Here is a 16004-nt window from a genome sequence, read left to right on the forward strand (position 1 = left end):
CGCGCTCCCTCCACCCTCTAGCGAAAGTGTGCATTCATGTGCGGAATCATCGGCATCGTCGGCAAGGAAGATGTGGCTGACAGGTTGGTCGACGGCCTCAGGCGCATGGAATATCGCGGCTATGACAGCGCCGGCCTATGCACCATTCATGATGGTCAGCTCGTCCGCCGCCGCGCGCAAGGCAAGTTGGCCAACCTGGTCAGGGAGCTGGCCCAAGATCCGGCTCCCGGACTTACCGGCATCGCACACACCCGCTGGGCAACTCACGGAGCGCCCACGGCCGCCAATGCCCACCCCCATGCGACCGCCGAGCTGGCGCTTGTTCACAATGGCATTATCGAGAATTTCAAACCGCTGCGCGAAGCGCTGGAGGCGCGCGGGCGGACGTTCGAAAGCCAGACCGATACCGAGGTCGTCGCACATCTGGTGTCGGAACAGGTTGAGGCAGGGCTTGCGCCGCAGGACGCGGTCAAGGCCGTTCTACCGCAGCTTCGCGGCGCCTTCGCACTTGCCATAGCCTTCCGCCGCTATCCCGACATGTTGATCGGCGCGCGCCTTGGCTCGCCGCTGGTCGTGGGCTTCGGCGATGGCGAGACGTATCTGGGATCGGACGCACTCGCGCTGGCCCCGCTCACTCAAAAAATCACTTATCTCGAAGAAGGCGACTGGGTCATCATCACGCGCGACGGCGCGCAGATTTTCGATACCGACAGCCGGTCTGTAGAGCGCGAAATCGTCAGTTCAGGCGCTTCCGCAGTGGCGATCGAGAAAGGCAATTATCGCCACTTCATGCAGAAGGAGATCTACGAGCAGCCAACCGTGGTCGCTCAGACCCTGCGCAGCTATGTGCGGCAAGTTGACCAGTCGGTGGCGCTTCCGCAGATCGATTTCGATCTTTCCAGCATCAGCCGCATCACCATCGTCGCTTGTGGGACCAGCTTCTACGCCGGCATGGTGGCAAAATACTGGATCGAGCAATTCGCGCGCCTGCCGGTCGACATCGATGTGGCGTCGGAATTCCGCTATCGCGATCCAGTATTGGAGCCGGGCGGTCTGGCGTTGTTTATTTCGCAATCGGGTGAGACGGCGGACACGCTTGCCGCCCTTCGCCACTGCAAGGCGGCCGGTCAGACCATCGCCGTGGTGGTCAACGTTCCCACCAGCACTATGGCGCGAGAAGCGGACCTGCTTCTGCCGACTCACGCCGGGCCCGAGATCGGTGTCGCCTCGACCAAGGCTTTCACCTGTCAGCTTGCGGTGCTGGCTGCGCTGGCGGCGCATCTGGCCGTCAAGCGCGGTCGGATGGACCCGGCGGAAGAGGCGGTGGTGGTCAAGCACCTCGTCGAGGCGCCGTCCTGCCTTAACGCTGCGCTGGCGCACGATGAGGAAATCGCCGCCATGGCGCCTCTGATCGCACCGGCGCGGGACGTGCTTTACCTGGGCCGCGGGCTGGATTATCCGCTCGCTCTAGAAGGCGCATTGAAGCTCAAGGAAATCAGCTACATTCATGCTGAAGGTTATGCTTCGGGCGAAATGAAGCATGGTCCGATCGCGCTGATCGATGAAGCGGTGCCGGTGATCGTTCTCGCCCCATCCGGGCCTCTGTTCGAAAAGACCGTCAGCAATATGCAGGAGGTGCGCGCGCGCGGCGGCAAAGTCGTGCTGATTTCCGATGCGGAAGGCATTGCCGAAGCGGGCGAAGGCTGCATCGCCACGATCGAGATGCCCAAAGTGCATCCACTGATCGCCCCAATTGTCTATTCGGTTCCGGTTCAACTCCTGGCCTATCATGTGGCCTGTGTGAAAGGCACGGATGTAGACCAGCCGCGCAATCTGGCGAAGAGCGTCACCGTCGAATAAACGCACACTCTCGCCGCGGCGATCCATTCACCGGAAAAGCGATGTCGAGGCCCGGACCTTTACCGGGTGATAACCGTTGCTCCAGTATTTCAACAGGTGTGAACGCAAGCTCGCTTCCTAACAGAACTCTTCCAAGAGAACTGCCGGTCCTGGCTTTGCTGGGGCTCTCAAACCCCACGAATGGCGACTGGGCGCGCGTGTGCGGACTGCAATATGCGAGCCTTGGAAACGGGACCGCCGTTCGACTCGCCATGCAGGTTGCCGCCCTGCTGGCCACGGCAGCGCTGCTGCAACGGCAGATCCCCCTCGCCGCCATTCTCGGCTGGATCGCGGTCGCTGCCATAACCTTTTGGCACGCGCACCGTATCGAGCGATCCTTGCGAGATGCGGACCGGAGGCGCGTGTCGCGGCAGGAGATGCGGGCGCAGGCGATCAGCGCTGTACTCAACGGCCTTGCCTGGGCGGTGCCGCTCGGCGGTTTCGGGTTTTTCATCGACCTGCCGTCTCAGTTGGAAGTCTGGACCATCCTGGCCTTGCTGATGACTGCTTCGGCTATCCTCCGACCCGCCGTTCCCATAAGCACGCTCTTGTTTTCCGGCGCGGTGGGGGCATCGTCTACGCTCCACTTCGCAGCAGTCGGAAGCTGGTATCCGGCGGCGATCACATTGGCATACATCGGAATCATATTCGTAGGCGCGGTGGAGGGGGCGCGGTGGTATGTCGCCGCCAGGATCGCGGAAGTCGGCATTCTCGAACAGGATCAGGTCGTTTCGCTGCTCCTGCGCGAGTTCGAGGAAGGCGAAGCGGACTGGCTTTGGCAGATCGACGCGACTCGCCGCGTGCGAGCAGTTTCTCCGCGCTTTGCCTATGCGCTCTCTTGCGATGCGTCGGAAGCAGAGGGCAAGCCCTTTATACAGCTGATCGCCGGACCCGCTTGGGACACCGGTCAATTTCCCTCCAGCCTTCATGACCTCGCCGATCGCTTGAAGCAGCGCGAACACTTCTCCAACCTGCTCGTGCGTGTAACGGTTGCCGGCGAGCCCCGCTGGTGGGAATTGTCAGGCACTCCGAAGTTCGATGAGAACGACGTCTTCGATGGTTTTCGGGGCGTCGGGTCAGACGTTACCTTGGCGCGTGAAAATTCGGACAAGATCGCCTGGCTCGCCCGATACGACACGCTGACCGGTCTGCCGAACCGTATGATGCTGACGGAGGCGCTGGGCGACGCACTGGCTCATGCCGAACAATGGCGCACGCGCTGCGCGTTCATGATGATCGATCTGGATCGCTTCAAGGCCGTGAACGACACGCTTGGCCATTTCGTCGGCGACCAGCTTCTTGCACGCGTCTCGGACCGGCTCAAGCAGCAGTTGGGCGAAAACGAATTGTGCGGCCGATTGGGAGGCGATGAATTTGCGATCGTCATTTGCGACGCTTCCGACCTGGAACGCGTCAACGATGTGGCTCAACGAGTAATTCAAAGCCTTTCGCAGCCTTACGAAGTCGATCACCACACGCTCTATGTCGGCACCTCGATTGGATCGGCGATCGGCCCGCGCGACGGGGCCACGGTCGAGACGCTGATGCGCAACGCCGATCTGGCGCTTTATCGGGCCAAGGACAGCGGCGGCAACAGCCATTTCACGTACGAGCCAGCTTTGCACGCTCAGGCGGAAGAACGCAGAAAGCTCGAGTTTTCGCTAAGGCGCGCGCTGGATAGCAACGAATTTGCCCTGGTCTATCAACCCGTGGTCGATGCTCAGGATGAGGGCGTTGTCAGCTTCGAAGCCCTGCTGCGCTGGAACAGCAAAGAACACGGCCCGGTCAGTCCGGCCAAGTTCATCTCGCTCGCGGAAGATACCCGGCTGATCGTGCCAATCGGCGAGTGGGTGTTGCAGCATGCCTGTTTCGAAGCGATGAAATGGCCCAATCACGTGCGCGTCGCAGTCAATGTGTCGGGCGAACAATTGCTCCATCAAGATTTCAGCGCCAGTGTAGTCAACGCGCTTGCCCAAAGCGGCCTAGCTGCCAGCCGGCTGGAAATAGAGGTCACCGAAAGCATCTTTCTGCGAGACGCCACGCAGGCCAAGGTCACGCTTGAACATATCATGGCGCTGGGATGCCAGGTTGCGCTGGACGATTTCGGCACCGGCTATTCGTCGCTCGGCTATCTCAGGAAGCTGCGTTTCTCCACGATCAAGGTCGACCGTTCATTCGTGCAAGGCGCCGCGACCGACAACGCTGAAAGCCTCGCCATTATTCGCGCCGTGGTGGCCATGGCCGACAGTCTGGGGATGTCCACCACCGCCGAAGGGGTGGAGACCGAGAAGGAACTTGAAACAGTCCGCCGGCTGGGCTGCCGTAAGGTGCAGGGCTATTACTTCGGGCGGCCCATGTCCGCGATGGACGCCAGAGCGCTGTTCAGAAGCCCGGCCACTCTCGCAGGTCAAAGCGTCGCCTGATTCCGCGGATGCTTACGCGCCGATCAATCCCCGAACAGCGCTTTCAAACAGCGCGCGGCCATCGGTGCCGCCATGGGCGGCCTCGATCGCGCGTTCGGGATGGGGCATCATGCCAAGCACGTTGCCAGCCCCGTTGAGTACGCCCGCGATCGCACGCGAAGAACCGTTCACATTCTCGACATAGCGGAACGCCACCCTGCCATCGCCCTCAAGACGATCGAGCGTGGCGTCATCCGCATAGTAATTGCCGTCGTGGTGCGCGACCGGAAAGGATACCTCCTGCCCCGTCCCATAAGCGTTGGTGAAGAGAGACTGTGCATTATCCACGCGCAGCTTCACATCGCGGCAAACGAAGCGAATGCCCGAATTGCGCAGCAGCGCGCCCGGCAACAGACCGCTTTCAGTCAAGACCTGAAAGCCGTTGCACACGCCCAGAACCGGCACGCCCTGATCGGCCGCCGCAATCACCGCGCGCATCACCGGAGAGCGAGAGGCGATGGCGCCGCAGCGCAGATAGTCGCCATAGGAAAACCCGCCCGGCAGCGCGATGAAATCCAGCCCTTCCGGCAGATCGGCATCACCGTGCCAGACGCGGTATGGAGCAGTTCCCGAAATTTTCTCCAACGCATCCGCCATGTCGCGGTCGCAATTGGAACCGGGAAAAGTGATGACGGCGGAGCGAAAAGCCATCAGGCGGCCACCTTCTCTATGCGATAATTCTCGATCACCATGTTGGCCAGCAGCTTGCGGCACATGTCGTCAAGCACCTCATCCGTGACGCTGTCCGCCACGTCCAGCTCGAACAGCCTTCCTGCGCGAACATCATTGACGCCTGAAAAACCCAGCCCTTCCAGCGAATGATGGATCGCCCGGCCCTGCGGATCAAGAACGCCGGGCTTGAGGCTGACGTGGACGCAGACTTTCATGGCAGGGCCTTTCGCTTGGGCGCGGGCAGATTCGCTCGATGCGCCTATGACTCCAGAGGCGCGCCGGAGCAAGCCGTGCTATGGACTGCGGCGGAAAACAGCGCGGGGCTTTGCCCCTGACGGAGTTACGCATGTCGATTTCCTTCGCCGGCCAGGTCGCCATCGTCACTGGAGCGGGTTCCGGTCTGGGTCGCGCCTACGCGCTGGAACTGGCGCGGCGCGGCGCGAAAATCGTGGTCAACGACCTGGGCGCCGCGCGCGATGGAACCGGCCATTCCGACGCGGCGCAGGCCGTGGTCGAGGAAATTCGCCAGAACGGCGGCGAGGCCCTCGCGGATAGCGGCGACGTGTCCGACTTCGTCCAGATGGAGGCAATGGCCGCGCGGGCGGTTGAGAAATGGGGCGGGATCCATGTCCTCATTAACAACGCCGGCATCCTGCGCGACCGCACTTTCGCGAAAATGGAGGCTGCCGATTTCGAACTTGTGCTGCGCGTCCACCTCTTAGGCGCAGCTTTTGCGACCAGAGCGGTGTGGGACACGATGTGCCGGCAGAATTATGGGCGAGTGTTGATGACCACCTCCTCCACCGGACTTGGCGGCAATTTCGGCCAGGCCAATTATGGCGCGGCCAAGGCCGGCGTGCTCGGCCTGGCCCGCACCCTTCGGCTGGAAGGCGCCAAGCATGGCATCCGGGTCAATTGCGTCGCACCTACCGCCGGCACTCGCATGACCGCCGACATCTTTCCCGAGGAAGCCTATCGAGCGTTCGGACCCGAGGGCGTGGTGCCTGCTGCGATATACCTGGTCTCAGCGAATGCGCCGACTGACGCCATCGTCGCGGCGGGTGGCGGCGTGTTCCAGAGCGCGTTCGTCACGATGAATGAGGGCGTGCTGCTGCCGGAGAGCGAGCGCACTGCCGAAGGCTTTGCCGCCGCCTGGCCCCGCATCCGTGAACGCCGGGGCGATCATGTGTTCGAGAACGGCATGGAGCAATCGCATCATGCCCTGGAAATGCTAAGCCGGAGCGCTGAGTAAATGCGGCGACCAAACACCTAATCTTCCACCACCTTCAACAGCTTGCGCTCCAACGGGCTGAGCACGCCGGCCAGTTCGTGACCGCGCTTGAGCACCTGGCCGACCTCGCCGAAAAGGGTCCACATACCTTGCTTGCCACGTAGACTGGGGCGCTTCTCAATCCGGGCCTGCGGGCGCTCCGCCGCGCGGCGGAAGGCAGAGAACTGGGCGGCTTCCTTGTCGAAGTTCATGGCGTAATCGCGCCAAAGTCCGGCTGCCACCATGCGGCCGTAGAGATCCAGGATGCGCTGCAGTTCCATTCGCTCGAACCCGACTTGCAGCGGGACATGGCAAGGAAATGCAACGATGGCTGCCGAGATGGGGCTGGCCGAGCCGGTCACGCCTGCCGCCATTCAGATCAGACGCCCTTGCAAGCAGGCTCGACAGGCTTGCCGGCCTCTCGGGCCAAAGCCTCATACGCGGCCAGCAACGTCTCGACCTGCGCGCGCAGGGCTGCAACCTCTTCCTCCAGCTCGTCCACGCGCTGAATGCCTGACGGCTCGCAGGGTTCCTTGCAGGGTGTGCCATAAGGCATGAATTCCTTGGCCCAGGTCTCCGCGCTGACCAATGTAGAGCGCGCTTTGACCCCGATCATCGTCGCGCCTTCGGGCACGTCCTCCGTCACGACCGCGCTGGCGCCGACGCGGGCGCGCTTGCCCACGGTGACGGGTCCGATAATCTGTGCGCCCGATCCGACGATCACGTTGTCGAGCAGCGTGGGATGACGTTTGCCCCCCACACCGTTGGTGGGGTTCGATCCGCCAAGCGTCACGCACTGGTAGATCGTAACGTTATCGCCGATCTCCGCAGTTTCGCCGATGACGGTGAAACCATGGTCAATGAAGAAGTTCCTGCCGATCCTTGCGCCAGGATGGATGTCTATCGCGGTCAGAAAGCGCGAGAGGTGATTGACAACCCGCGCCAGAAAAAACAGCCGCGCGTTGAACAAGCGATGTGCGAGGCGATGCCAGAACAGCGCCCATACGCCGGGATAAAGCAGCACTTCCCAGCGCGAGCGAGGCGCCGGATCCCGCGCGACAATGGAATCCAGATAGCGGACAAGGTTACCCAGCATTGTCCGTACACTCCCAGCAATCCGCGCGTTGCAATCGCTCGACGCAGCGGTGTTCAATCCTCTCCCCAACCGCCGCGTTTAGTCTCAATCAACGCGTCGCGCCAGATCGCCATTGTCGGCGCCTGTTTTCGTTCCAGACTGAGCCGATCGATCGCGGCGACCAGGCGTTCCACGCCGAGATGGCTACGCTCACACCGTCCTACAAGGTATTGTGTTGCGGAATGGTCAAGAATCAGGCTCCGCATTTCGGCGTGAACTTCCATCAGGGCTATGAGCATCTCGTCGTCCGGCTCGCCGATTTCCAGTTCAAGCGCAGCCCCCAGGCGCGAAGCCAGATCGGGAAGGCCCACGTGCCAACGCCCCTCGCCAGCGCCGCGCCTGCGATCGGTTAGGATTAATAGCGGCCGGCAATTCTCTTGTGCGCGGTTCCAGCAGTGGAACAACTCCGCCTCATCCATGTCAGGCGCATTATCAAGGGCATCACCCCTCCCGCTCTCGACAAACCAGCGCGCCATCAGGGATTTTCCCGAACGCGGCGGACCGAACAGGATAGCGGTGCGAAAGGGCCATTTGTCCGGTTCCATCAGCGCATCCAGCACGGCGCCGTTGGCATTGCCCACCACGATGCGCGGCGGGTCCTCTCTGGCAGCGGAAAGCGGGAGGGCGATCTGCCTCATGACGCAATGCTTATCGGCTGATTTTCAGCGCGCCGCCGCCGCTTGAAACTTTCCAGCCCTGCGCGCGCAGGGCTGCAGCCAGCCGATCTGCCCCACCCGCAACCGTTACCCGCATGACCGAAGTGCCGCCAATCGCAAGGCTAACCGTGGCCGCGCCCTGAACGCCTGGCGCACCGCGCACGGCAGCAAGGGCAGCATCGACCGCAGCGGCGTCGGGAGTGGCGAACTGGACCGAAACGGTCTCCGCCGGTCCACTCACCGGGGCTTGCGCCGGAGGCGGGGTCGGATTCGCTTGAGGCGCCGCGCCGGTATCGATCTGGTCGCCTTGAGGCATCAATGCTGCGCGCAACTGATCGAACGCGCGATCAAGCGCGGCGCGTCCGGCATTAAGCGTCGGGTCCGGCATCAATTGTCCCTGCGTCAGAGCATCGCGATAAAGCCCATCAACCCGCAGCACCGCTTGATCGAGCATCGCGGGCAATTCATCCTCGCTCTTCGCGGTCATCGTGAAGCTGCCAAGGAACGTGTTGTCCAGACCATAACGAGCGGTGAAAGTGCCCTTGATCGGGCCGCCGGGCCACTGCCGCTCCAGTCGCGCGACAGGAATCACCACATCGGCGGCGTCAAACTGATCCAGCAAGGTGCGCCACCACAAGCGGCTGCGGCGGCCCGGCTGACCGGCGGTGAGGACCAGCGAATCTCCACCGGCGCCCACCGGACGCACGTAGTCGACCGGACTCGCGGCCGCCTGGAACTCGGCCCAGGCCCTCTGCCACGGCCCACGCACTTCAAACACCTGGCGCACACCGCCCGAATACAACACCGGAATCACCAGCATCGGCGCGGAGCGCGGCCCGGTGCCTGCGGAGGCGCCGACAAACTGACCAGCCTTGGTCTTATCAAAAATCACGCCCAGACGGGCGACGTAACGACGAGGGCCGACCTGCTCATGCTCGATGACTATGGAGGAGACCATGCCATCGATCGATTCGGGCGGCATGTCCGGCCCGCCGAGCTTTTTCCAGGCCAGTTTCTCCGCCTCTTTCCAGCCCAGCAGCCGTGCTTCGGCGCCGGTTTTTCCAGTGACGTCCACATCCACGCCGTTGACCTGAATGTCGGAGGAGTTGGCGAGCGGAGCGATCCCGCGATCGCCCTCTATCTGTGCAATCAACCGCGCCCCGCCGATTCCGGCGACCGCCAGTATGGCCACCCCGGCCAGGACCGCGGCCGCGCCTTTGCGGCTCTGCCCGTCGCGGAAGCTCCGCAGGAATTTGGGGGAGATCGTGATTGCCATGTCGAAACCGGGGGCCTTTTGCCCAAACGGCGATGGAAATCCAAGCCGTAAACGGCTAGGCGGCGCGAATGTCCGATGATAACTCCTCGAAGAGCTATAGCTATGAGCAGGCCGGCGTCTCCATCGCGGCCGGAAATGCGCTGGTAAAAGCCATCGCGCCGTTGGCAAAGGCAACCGCGCGCCCTGGCGCTGACGCGGAGCTTGGCGGCTTCGGCGGTTTCTTCGATCCGCGTGCGGCGGGATACAAGGACCCGCTCCTGGTCGCCGCGAATGACGGTGTGGGCACCAAGGTCAAGCTCGCCATCGATCACGACCGGCATGACCATATCGGCATCGATCTGGTGGCAATGTGCGTCAATGATCTGATCGTGCAGGGCGCCGAGCCACTGTTCTTCCTGGACTATTTCGCAACCGGCAAACTGGAAAACGGCATCGCGGAACGCGTCGTCGCCGGCATTGCCGAAGGCTGCCGCATGGCGGGTTGCGCGCTGATTGGGGGCGAAACGGCGGAAATGCCGGGCATGTACGCCGCCGGCGACTACGACCTTGCCGGCTTTTGCGTGGGCGCGTTGGAGCGAGGCGAACAATTGACCGGGGACAAGGTGGCCGCGGGCGACGTTCTGCTGGGTCTGGCGTCCTCAGGTGTCCATTCGAACGGCTATTCGCTCGTGCGCCGGCTGGCCGCCGACAAAGGATGGAAGCTCGATCGCCCTGCGCTGTTCGATCAGGACACCTTCCTGATAGACGCCCTCATCGCCCCCACGCGGATTTATGTGAAGAGCCTGCTTCCCTTCATTCGTGCGGGGCGAATCCATGCACTGGCGCACATCACGGGGGGCGGCCTGCTGGAGAACGTTCCGCGCGTGCTGCCCACAGGGCTCCACGCCCGGATCGAGGCCAGCGCCTGGCCGCAGCCGCGCCTGATGGCGTTCCTGCAAGCACAGGGGAACATCGAACCGACTGAAATGGCCCGGACCTTCAACTGTGGCATCGGCATGGTGCTGGCCGTGCCGGCAGACGATGCCGTCGCACTGCAGGCCGAACTGGAAGAGGCGGGCGAGACCGTCTTCGTGATCGGCGCGATCGAACCCGGCGACAAAGGCTGCACGGTGCAGGGAAGCGCGGAAGACTGGTCCGCGCGTCAAGACTGGGAGGCCGTGCATCTTGCCTGAGCGGGCGAAGGTTGCAGTCCTGATCTCGGGCAGCGGCACCAATATGGCCGCGCTGCTTTACGCCAGCCGCGCGGAAGACTGTCCTTACGAAATCGCGCTCGTGGCCGCTAATGACCCTGCGGCAAAGGGCTTGCGCCTGGCCGAAGCGGAAGGGATTCTCACCTTCGCGCTTTCCCACAAGGGCATGCCCCGGGCCGAGCATGACGCCGCGATGGACGAGGCGGTCCGCGGCAGCGGCGCGCAGTGGATCGCGCTGGCCGGCTACATGCGCATTCTCACGCCCGAATTTGTTGCCGCCTGGGAAGGCCGGATGGTGAACATCCACCCGTCGCTGCTGCCGAAATATACCGGCCTGCACACGCATGAACGCGCTATCGCCGCGGGCGACGCCCATGGCGGCGTTACCGTTCATCTCGTCACCACTCAACTCGACGAGGGGCCGATCCTGGGGCAAACCCCTGTGGCGATAATGCCTGACGACACGCCGGAAAGCTTGGCTGCCCGAGTCTTGATCGCAGAGCACCAGCTCTATTCCCGCTGCCTCGCCAAGCTGGTCACGCGCGAAAAAAGCCCTGAATGGCTGCTCGAGCAGGTGCGCTCGCGCGCCAGCGTGTTGCCCGACGCCGAGGAGACGCTCAGCCATGGCATGGCCTGCTTCGGAATCGCGAAAGGCAAAAAGTTCGCCTATTTCTCAAGCGATCATCACGGCGATGGTCGCACCGCCCTGATCGTCAAGATCAGCGGCGTGGATGAACAGGCCCTGCTGATAGAACAGGACGAAGCGCGCTATTTTCGGCCTGCTTATTTCGGCGACGGCTGGATCGGCATACGGCTCGATCTGGGCGACAATGATTGGGACGCCATCGGCGAACGGGTTGCCCGGTCCTGGAGGGCGGTCGCTCCTCGAAAGCTGACAACCCTGATCGACGCGGCGGATGCGTTCTGATGGCGACCCGGAAACCGGCCGTCGTCTGGAAATGCACACTTGCGGCTGCCGCCCTGCTGCTCGCGGCAGCGGCTCCTGATCCTCGGCTCGCCCCGCTGAACGCCTCCTCAGTTGAAGGGTGGCCGTTCACGTTAGCCGGAAATGAGCGTCAGGTGGTGATCGTTCACTACTGGGCAACCTGGTGCGCGGCCTGCCGGATCGAGATGCCCATACTCGACGCAGCCTATAAACGCTATCACGGTGCCGGGCTGGAAATGCTGGGCATCGCGCTGGACGCGGGCGCTTCTCGCGCGAAAGTTCGCGATGCGAGCAGTGTTTCCTTTCCTCTGGCACGGCTGGCCGATACGTCGATCAAGCCCTCGCAGGCCCCCGGCGCCTTGCCGGAAACGCGGGTCTACAGCCGCGACGGGCGCCTACGGTACATCTTTCGAGCAGGGACGGAGAAGCTCGATGCAAAGACGCTCGAGCGCATTCTCCCTCCCCTGCTCGCAGAGCGTTGATCGCTCAGAACCGCGTCTGCAGCCCGGTGGAAAAAATCACCTTGGGCGCCAACTGCCAGCCGTTGAAACGCTGATAGACGGGCACCTGCACTAACCCGAAGGCTGAGAGGCGGGAACTCAGCTTCGCGCTGAAACCCGGCGACACGTAAAGCTGTTCGCCGCCGCTGTTCTCGCGATCCGCCGCAGCGCCGCTATCGCGGCCGTTGACCCTGAAGTTCACCTGCAATTGGGGCGTAATCACGCGTGCGGCCAGATATTGCAGAGAGGCAGATAGCTCTCCCACGGCTCCAGGCTTGAATGCCCGATGCGAATGTACAGGGGTTTGCCCTTGCGTCTGCAGGATCAGCGCCAATGACGAACTTACCCTGCTGTAATGATAAATGCCCGCAATCGCTTGAACGGTGCCCGCGCCGGGCTGAAGGCCCCGATCAATCTCTTCCCCCGCTTCGGGACCGGATTTGAAAGTGCGGTGCGTCGAGCCGGTGGGCAGAACGACCCCGAACTGCAATCCGGTAACGCCGCCCGGCGTCGACAACCCCTGCCAGCGGCCTATCAGCCGCACGTCGCCAATTCCGCTGCCGGTCGAGCGGCTCTCGCTCACGGTATCTTCGGCGATCGTGCGATGCGGGCGACTGATGAAGGGGATCGAGACGTTGAAACCCCAGTCGTTGGCGAACTGCCGGTCATAAGCCAGCGTGACGTAGTGATTGTAGGTCTTGCGTTCGACCTCGCGATCGGGAGGAAGGGCGATCCGACTAGTATCGACTTTGTCCGTGCCGGTGCGAAGTTCGGTTTGCGGCACATAATCATAGCGGATCGTCAGCGCTGAGCCAGGCTGAGTTACAAGACCCTGGGCCAGCCAATCGGAGGTGAAGGTGCAGCCGCACGAAGCGCAGGCGAGTGCCGGGGCGGGAACAAGCGCAGCCAGCGCGGCCGCGAAACGGATCGGTTTCATAAATGATGCTCCAGCGGCCAGGCGCAAAGCTCATGGCCGCAAGTAAGGGACTGATTTCAGGCGGAGCGGGCCTGGGGTGGTCCTTGCGCGGGCGGAACGATATAAGCGCGTGCGTTCAGTCGCAGCGCGGCAAGCCGGCGAGGTTCAACCGGCTGCGCCAACGCCTGAAGCGGCTGGAAGAGAGGCGGAGCGTCGCCGGATAATGCCGCAAGGGCAAGACCTGAGAAGGCGCACGGCATCTCCCGCCCATGCTCGGCGTCCCGATGCGGCGACGACGCCGGGGCCACGCCGTGGCAGATGGCGAGGCCGGGCTGACCGCCCTCGAATTCCGGCATGAGCCCGCCTGGTAAGAGCAGACGCAGCGCGAGGGCCAGCAGCATGGCCGCCAACGCGCTGCGCCGCCTGGCAAGGATAAAGGCCCGTATCCCCCTCATGAGGCGTTGCCCTAGGAGGGATAGCACCCGCCCGTCAATCCGGTCCGCGCTCGATAGAAAGCGCCTCGGGTCCATGCGCTACGTAAGCGCCAACGGAAAAGGCCGCCAAAGCCGGCGGCCTTTTCACATCAAACAGGAACTGATTGCGATTACCCGACGATTTCTTCGGACTTGAAGAAATAGGCAATCTCGATAGCCGCATTCTCATCCGAGTCCGAACCGTGAACGGAGTTTGCTTCGATCGATTCGGCGTAAGTCTTACGGATCGTGCCATCGGCTGCATCCGCCGGGTTGGTGGCGCCCATGACGTCGCGATTGCGCTTCACGGCATCCTCTCCTTCCAACACCTGGACCACCACCGGCCCGGAGATCATGAAGGAGACGAGGTCGTTGAAGAACGGGCGTTCTTTGTGCACCGCGTAGAACCCCTCGGCCTGTTCCTTCGTCATCTGGATACGCTTGGACGCGACGACGCGCAGGCCGGCCTCTTCCAGCATCTTGGTGACCGCGCCGGTCAGATTGCGACGCGTGGCGTCGGGCTTGATGATCGAGAAGGTGCGGGTGACCGCCATGGTATGTTCCTTGCGATTTGGGCTGTTGTCAGATCTTTGCGCGCGCCCCTAGCGAGGTTTGTGCTGCATCGCAAGATTGCGCTACCCCGGACTTGCTTCGGGGTGATGTCAACCCGCCTGCACCCAGCGTCCTCCATCCTGTTTCCAGTAATAGTGCTCCACCTCTTCGCGCCCACGCAGCATTCGCCAGGTTTCGCGCGCGTGTTGCAGGGTGCGATCGTCAAACAGGAAGAAGATGCGCGTGAAGGAGGATGCGCCCTCGCGCCATAGGCCATCGGCAATGGCCATGAACCGGGCGCCGTTCACCGGTTCGGGCATTTCGGAAAGGAGGATTGGCTGCCGATCCTCATGCCCTTCACCCGCCATGCCGTTGGCCAGAAAGCTCTCCTCGTTCAGCGACCAGAGCGCCTGGCTGATGCGCTGGCGTTGCAGCGGATCGCCGGAGACGATCAACAGCCGCTCCCCATCCGAAAGCACCTTGCGCGCGATCAACGGCAAAGCAGCCTCCGCCGGGTCGCGGCTGAGTTGATAGAAGTCTGCGCGCACCGGTGGCCCGCCCTGCCCTCAGCTTTCGAGCGTATCGCGCACGAAGCGGTCCAGCAGGCGCACGCCGAAGCCGGTCGCCCCCTTGTCCCACGTCGCGCCGGGCTTGTCCGCCCAGACGGTGCCGGCAATATCAAGATGCGCCCAGGGCGTATCGTTCTCGATGAAACGCTTGAGGAACTGTGCGGCGGTGATCGACCCGCCGAAACGCGAGCCGACGTTCTTCATGTCAGCGATCGCGCTTTCGAGTTGCTTGTCATAGACCGGCCCCATCGGGAAGCGCCACAGCCGGTCGCCCGTCGCTTCGCCGGCGGCGGCTAGTGAGGCCGCAAGATCGTCATTGTTCGAGAACATTCCGGCATATTCGTGCGCCAGCGAAGCGATGATCGCGCCGGTCAAGGTGGCGAGATCGACGATCTTTACCGGTGCATATTCGCGCTGCACCCACGTCAGCACGTCACACAGCACCAGCCGGCCTTCGGCGTCGGTGTTGATGACTTCGATGGTCTGGCCGGAAAGCGAGGTGACTACATCGCCCGGTCGCTGGGCATCCCCATCGGGCATGTTTTCGACAAGGCCGCAAAGACCGACGACATTGGCCTTTGCCTTGCGCAACGCGAGTGTCAGCATGGCCCCCGCGACCGCCCCGGCGCCGCCCATGTCCCACTTCATGTCCTCCATTCCGGCCGGCGGCTTGAGGCTGATGCCACCGGTATCGAAAGTGACGCCTTTGCCGACGAACGCAACCGGCTTTGTCCCTTTGGCTCCCCCGTTCCATTCCAGGACCAGCAGACGAGGCGGCCGCGCCGAACCGCGCGCGACACCGAGCAGGGAGCCCATGCCGAGCGCGGCCATTTCGGTTTCGTCCAGCACCCGGATGTTGAGGCCAGTGCCCTCCATCCGTTCCCGGCAACGCGCCACGAAGGTTTCGGGATAGATTGCATTGGCCGGTTCCGTCACCAGTTCACGCGTGAGGGCGACGCCGGCGGCCACCGCCTGTGCGCTTCCCCATTGCTTAGTTGTGCCTTCGGGAGCACCCATCACAAAAATTTCGCGCAAGCTCGGCTTCTTGTCATCGGTCAGCTTCGTGCGATAGGCATCATGCCGCCACGAACGCAGTTCCGCGCCCAGCAGCGCGCCGGCGGCTTCCTCGGCGGAAAGGCCAGCGCCGGTAAGGTCGAAAGTAAGCGTCGTTTCGCCCGAGGTGAGGTATTTGGCTACGAGTGCCGCGCCGGCCTTCTCGATCGCGGCCATCCGGTCCTGCGCGTCCGATGCGCCGATGCCGGCAAGGGCAACGCGCACGACCTTGCCGTTACGTTCCACGAATCCTTCGAAAGTCTGGCCGCTTTTGCCGGAAAAGCGGGCTATCTTCGCCGCTTCGGCCAGCATCGGTTCCAAGTCGGCAGGCACCGCGTCCTGATTGACGAGGCGGGCGACAAGGCGCGCTGCGGGGGAGGCCGAGGCGTCAAGGAATTGGATCTGCATGGATTCTCCTGGAGTTTCCCGGTGAGA

At 63.0% G+C, this 16004-nt stretch carries 17 protein-coding genes; 6 read left to right on the forward strand and 11 right to left on the reverse strand.

Features of this window, described 5'->3' with window-relative positions; all coding sequences use genetic code 11:
• The first annotated feature begins 36 nt into the window (after nt 1–36).
• Both glmS and V7D69_RS03015 read left to right on the forward strand, forming a co-directional pair.
• The gene (gene glmS, locus V7D69_RS03010; protein ID WP_333605032.1) at nt 37–1860 is read left to right on the forward strand and encodes a glutamine--fructose-6-phosphate transaminase (isomerizing); all 1824 of its coding nucleotides are present in this window, start codon (nt 37–39) and stop codon (nt 1858–1860) included.
• 251 nt (nt 1861–2111) lie between these two features.
• Nucleotides 2112–4322: a putative bifunctional diguanylate cyclase/phosphodiesterase gene (locus V7D69_RS03015; protein ID WP_324063793.1), complete on the forward strand. Its 2211-nt coding sequence runs from the start codon at nt 2112–2114 to the stop codon at nt 4320–4322.
• A gap of 12 nt (nt 4323–4334) precedes the next feature.
• Here V7D69_RS03015 and purQ read toward each other — a convergent pair whose 3' ends face one another.
• Both purQ and purS read right to left on the reverse strand, forming a co-directional pair.
• Nucleotides 4335–5012 carry a phosphoribosylformylglycinamidine synthase subunit PurQ gene (gene purQ / locus V7D69_RS03020; protein WP_324063792.1) on the reverse strand — a complete coding sequence of 226 codons (678 nt, stop codon included), beginning with the start codon at nt 5010–5012 and terminating at the stop codon, nt 4335–4337.
• Nucleotides 5012–5248: a phosphoribosylformylglycinamidine synthase subunit PurS gene (purS, locus tag V7D69_RS03025; RefSeq protein WP_324063791.1), complete on the reverse strand. Its 237-nt coding sequence runs from the start codon at nt 5246–5248 to the stop codon at nt 5012–5014. The genes purQ and purS overlap by 1 nt, the downstream gene beginning before the upstream one ends.
• A gap of 131 nt (nt 5249–5379) precedes the next feature.
• Here purS and V7D69_RS03030 point away from each other — a divergent pair, with 131 nt between their 5' ends.
• Nucleotides 5380–6285, forward strand: a complete 906-nt coding sequence (locus V7D69_RS03030) for an SDR family NAD(P)-dependent oxidoreductase (protein WP_324063790.1) — start codon at nt 5380–5382, stop codon at nt 6283–6285.
• Between the two features lie 17 nt (nt 6286–6302).
• Here V7D69_RS03030 and V7D69_RS03035 read toward each other — a convergent pair whose 3' ends face one another.
• Genes V7D69_RS03035 through V7D69_RS03050 form a run of 4 tightly spaced genes read right to left on the reverse strand, consistent with a single transcriptional unit; the run spans nt 6303 to nt 9370 of the window.
• Complete coding sequence (locus V7D69_RS03035) at nt 6303–6677, reverse strand: DUF2794 domain-containing protein (protein ID WP_333605033.1); 375 nt, start codon at nt 6675–6677, stop codon at nt 6303–6305.
• A 5-nt stretch (nt 6678–6682) separates the two neighbouring features.
• The gene (gene epsC, locus V7D69_RS03040) at nt 6683–7399 is read right to left on the reverse strand and encodes a serine O-acetyltransferase EpsC (RefSeq protein WP_333605034.1); all 717 of its coding nucleotides are present in this window, start codon (nt 7397–7399) and stop codon (nt 6683–6685) included.
• 53 nt (nt 7400–7452) lie between these two features.
• Nucleotides 7453–8076: an ATPase gene (locus tag V7D69_RS03045; RefSeq protein ID WP_324063787.1), complete on the reverse strand. Its 624-nt coding sequence runs from the start codon at nt 8074–8076 to the stop codon at nt 7453–7455.
• Nucleotides 8077–8086: 10 nt separating this feature from the next.
• Nucleotides 8087–9370 carry a heavy-metal-associated domain-containing protein gene (locus tag V7D69_RS03050; RefSeq protein WP_324063786.1) on the reverse strand — a complete coding sequence of 428 codons (1284 nt, stop codon included), beginning with the start codon at nt 9368–9370 and terminating at the stop codon, nt 8087–8089.
• Between the two features lie 68 nt (nt 9371–9438).
• Here V7D69_RS03050 and purM point away from each other — a divergent pair, with 68 nt between their 5' ends.
• The 3 genes from purM to V7D69_RS03065 are packed head-to-tail and all read left to right on the forward strand — an operon-like array spanning nt 9439 to nt 11988.
• The gene (purM, locus tag V7D69_RS03055; RefSeq protein ID WP_324063785.1) at nt 9439–10542 is read left to right on the forward strand and encodes a phosphoribosylformylglycinamidine cyclo-ligase; all 1104 of its coding nucleotides are present in this window, start codon (nt 9439–9441) and stop codon (nt 10540–10542) included.
• Nucleotides 10535–11488 carry a phosphoribosylglycinamide formyltransferase gene (gene purN, locus V7D69_RS03060; protein ID WP_324063784.1) on the forward strand — a complete coding sequence of 318 codons (954 nt, stop codon included), beginning with the start codon at nt 10535–10537 and terminating at the stop codon, nt 11486–11488. Before purM ends, purN begins: the two co-directional genes overlap by 8 nt.
• A complete protein-coding gene (locus tag V7D69_RS03065; protein ID WP_333605035.1) occupies nt 11488–11988 on the forward strand; it encodes a TlpA disulfide reductase family protein in 501 nt (166 codons plus the stop codon). Before purN ends, V7D69_RS03065 begins: the two co-directional genes overlap by 1 nt.
• A 4-nt stretch (nt 11989–11992) precedes the next feature.
• On the opposite strand, the gene V7D69_RS03070 is transcribed toward V7D69_RS03065, so the two are convergent.
• The 5 genes from V7D69_RS03070 to V7D69_RS03090 all read right to left on the reverse strand — a co-directional run bounded on the left by V7D69_RS03070 (nt 11993) and on the right by V7D69_RS03090 (nt 15977).
• Complete coding sequence (locus V7D69_RS03070; RefSeq protein WP_324063782.1) at nt 11993–12943, reverse strand: hypothetical protein; 951 nt, start codon at nt 12941–12943, stop codon at nt 11993–11995.
• A gap of 56 nt (nt 12944–12999) precedes the next feature.
• Nucleotides 13000–13377, reverse strand: a complete 378-nt coding sequence (locus V7D69_RS03075; protein WP_333605036.1) for a hypothetical protein — start codon at nt 13375–13377, stop codon at nt 13000–13002.
• 149 nt (nt 13378–13526) lie between these two features.
• A complete protein-coding gene (ndk, locus tag V7D69_RS03080) occupies nt 13527–13949 on the reverse strand; it encodes a nucleoside-diphosphate kinase (protein ID WP_324063780.1) in 423 nt (140 codons plus the stop codon).
• Between the two features lie 108 nt (nt 13950–14057).
• On the reverse strand, nt 14058–14495 hold the full coding sequence (locus V7D69_RS03085; protein ID WP_333605037.1) for a DNA polymerase III subunit chi: 438 nt from the start codon (nt 14493–14495) through the stop codon (nt 14058–14060).
• Nucleotides 14496–14513: 18 nt separating this feature from the next.
• Nucleotides 14514–15977, reverse strand: coding sequence for a leucyl aminopeptidase (locus V7D69_RS03090; RefSeq protein ID WP_324064731.1), 1464 nt, complete (start codon nt 15975–15977; stop codon nt 14514–14516).
• Nucleotides 15978–16004 lie beyond the last annotated feature (27 nt).

It is taken from the genome of Novosphingobium sp., from assembly GCF_036733805.1.
Taxonomy (GTDB): Bacteria; Pseudomonadota; Alphaproteobacteria; order Sphingomonadales; family Sphingomonadaceae; genus Novosphingobium.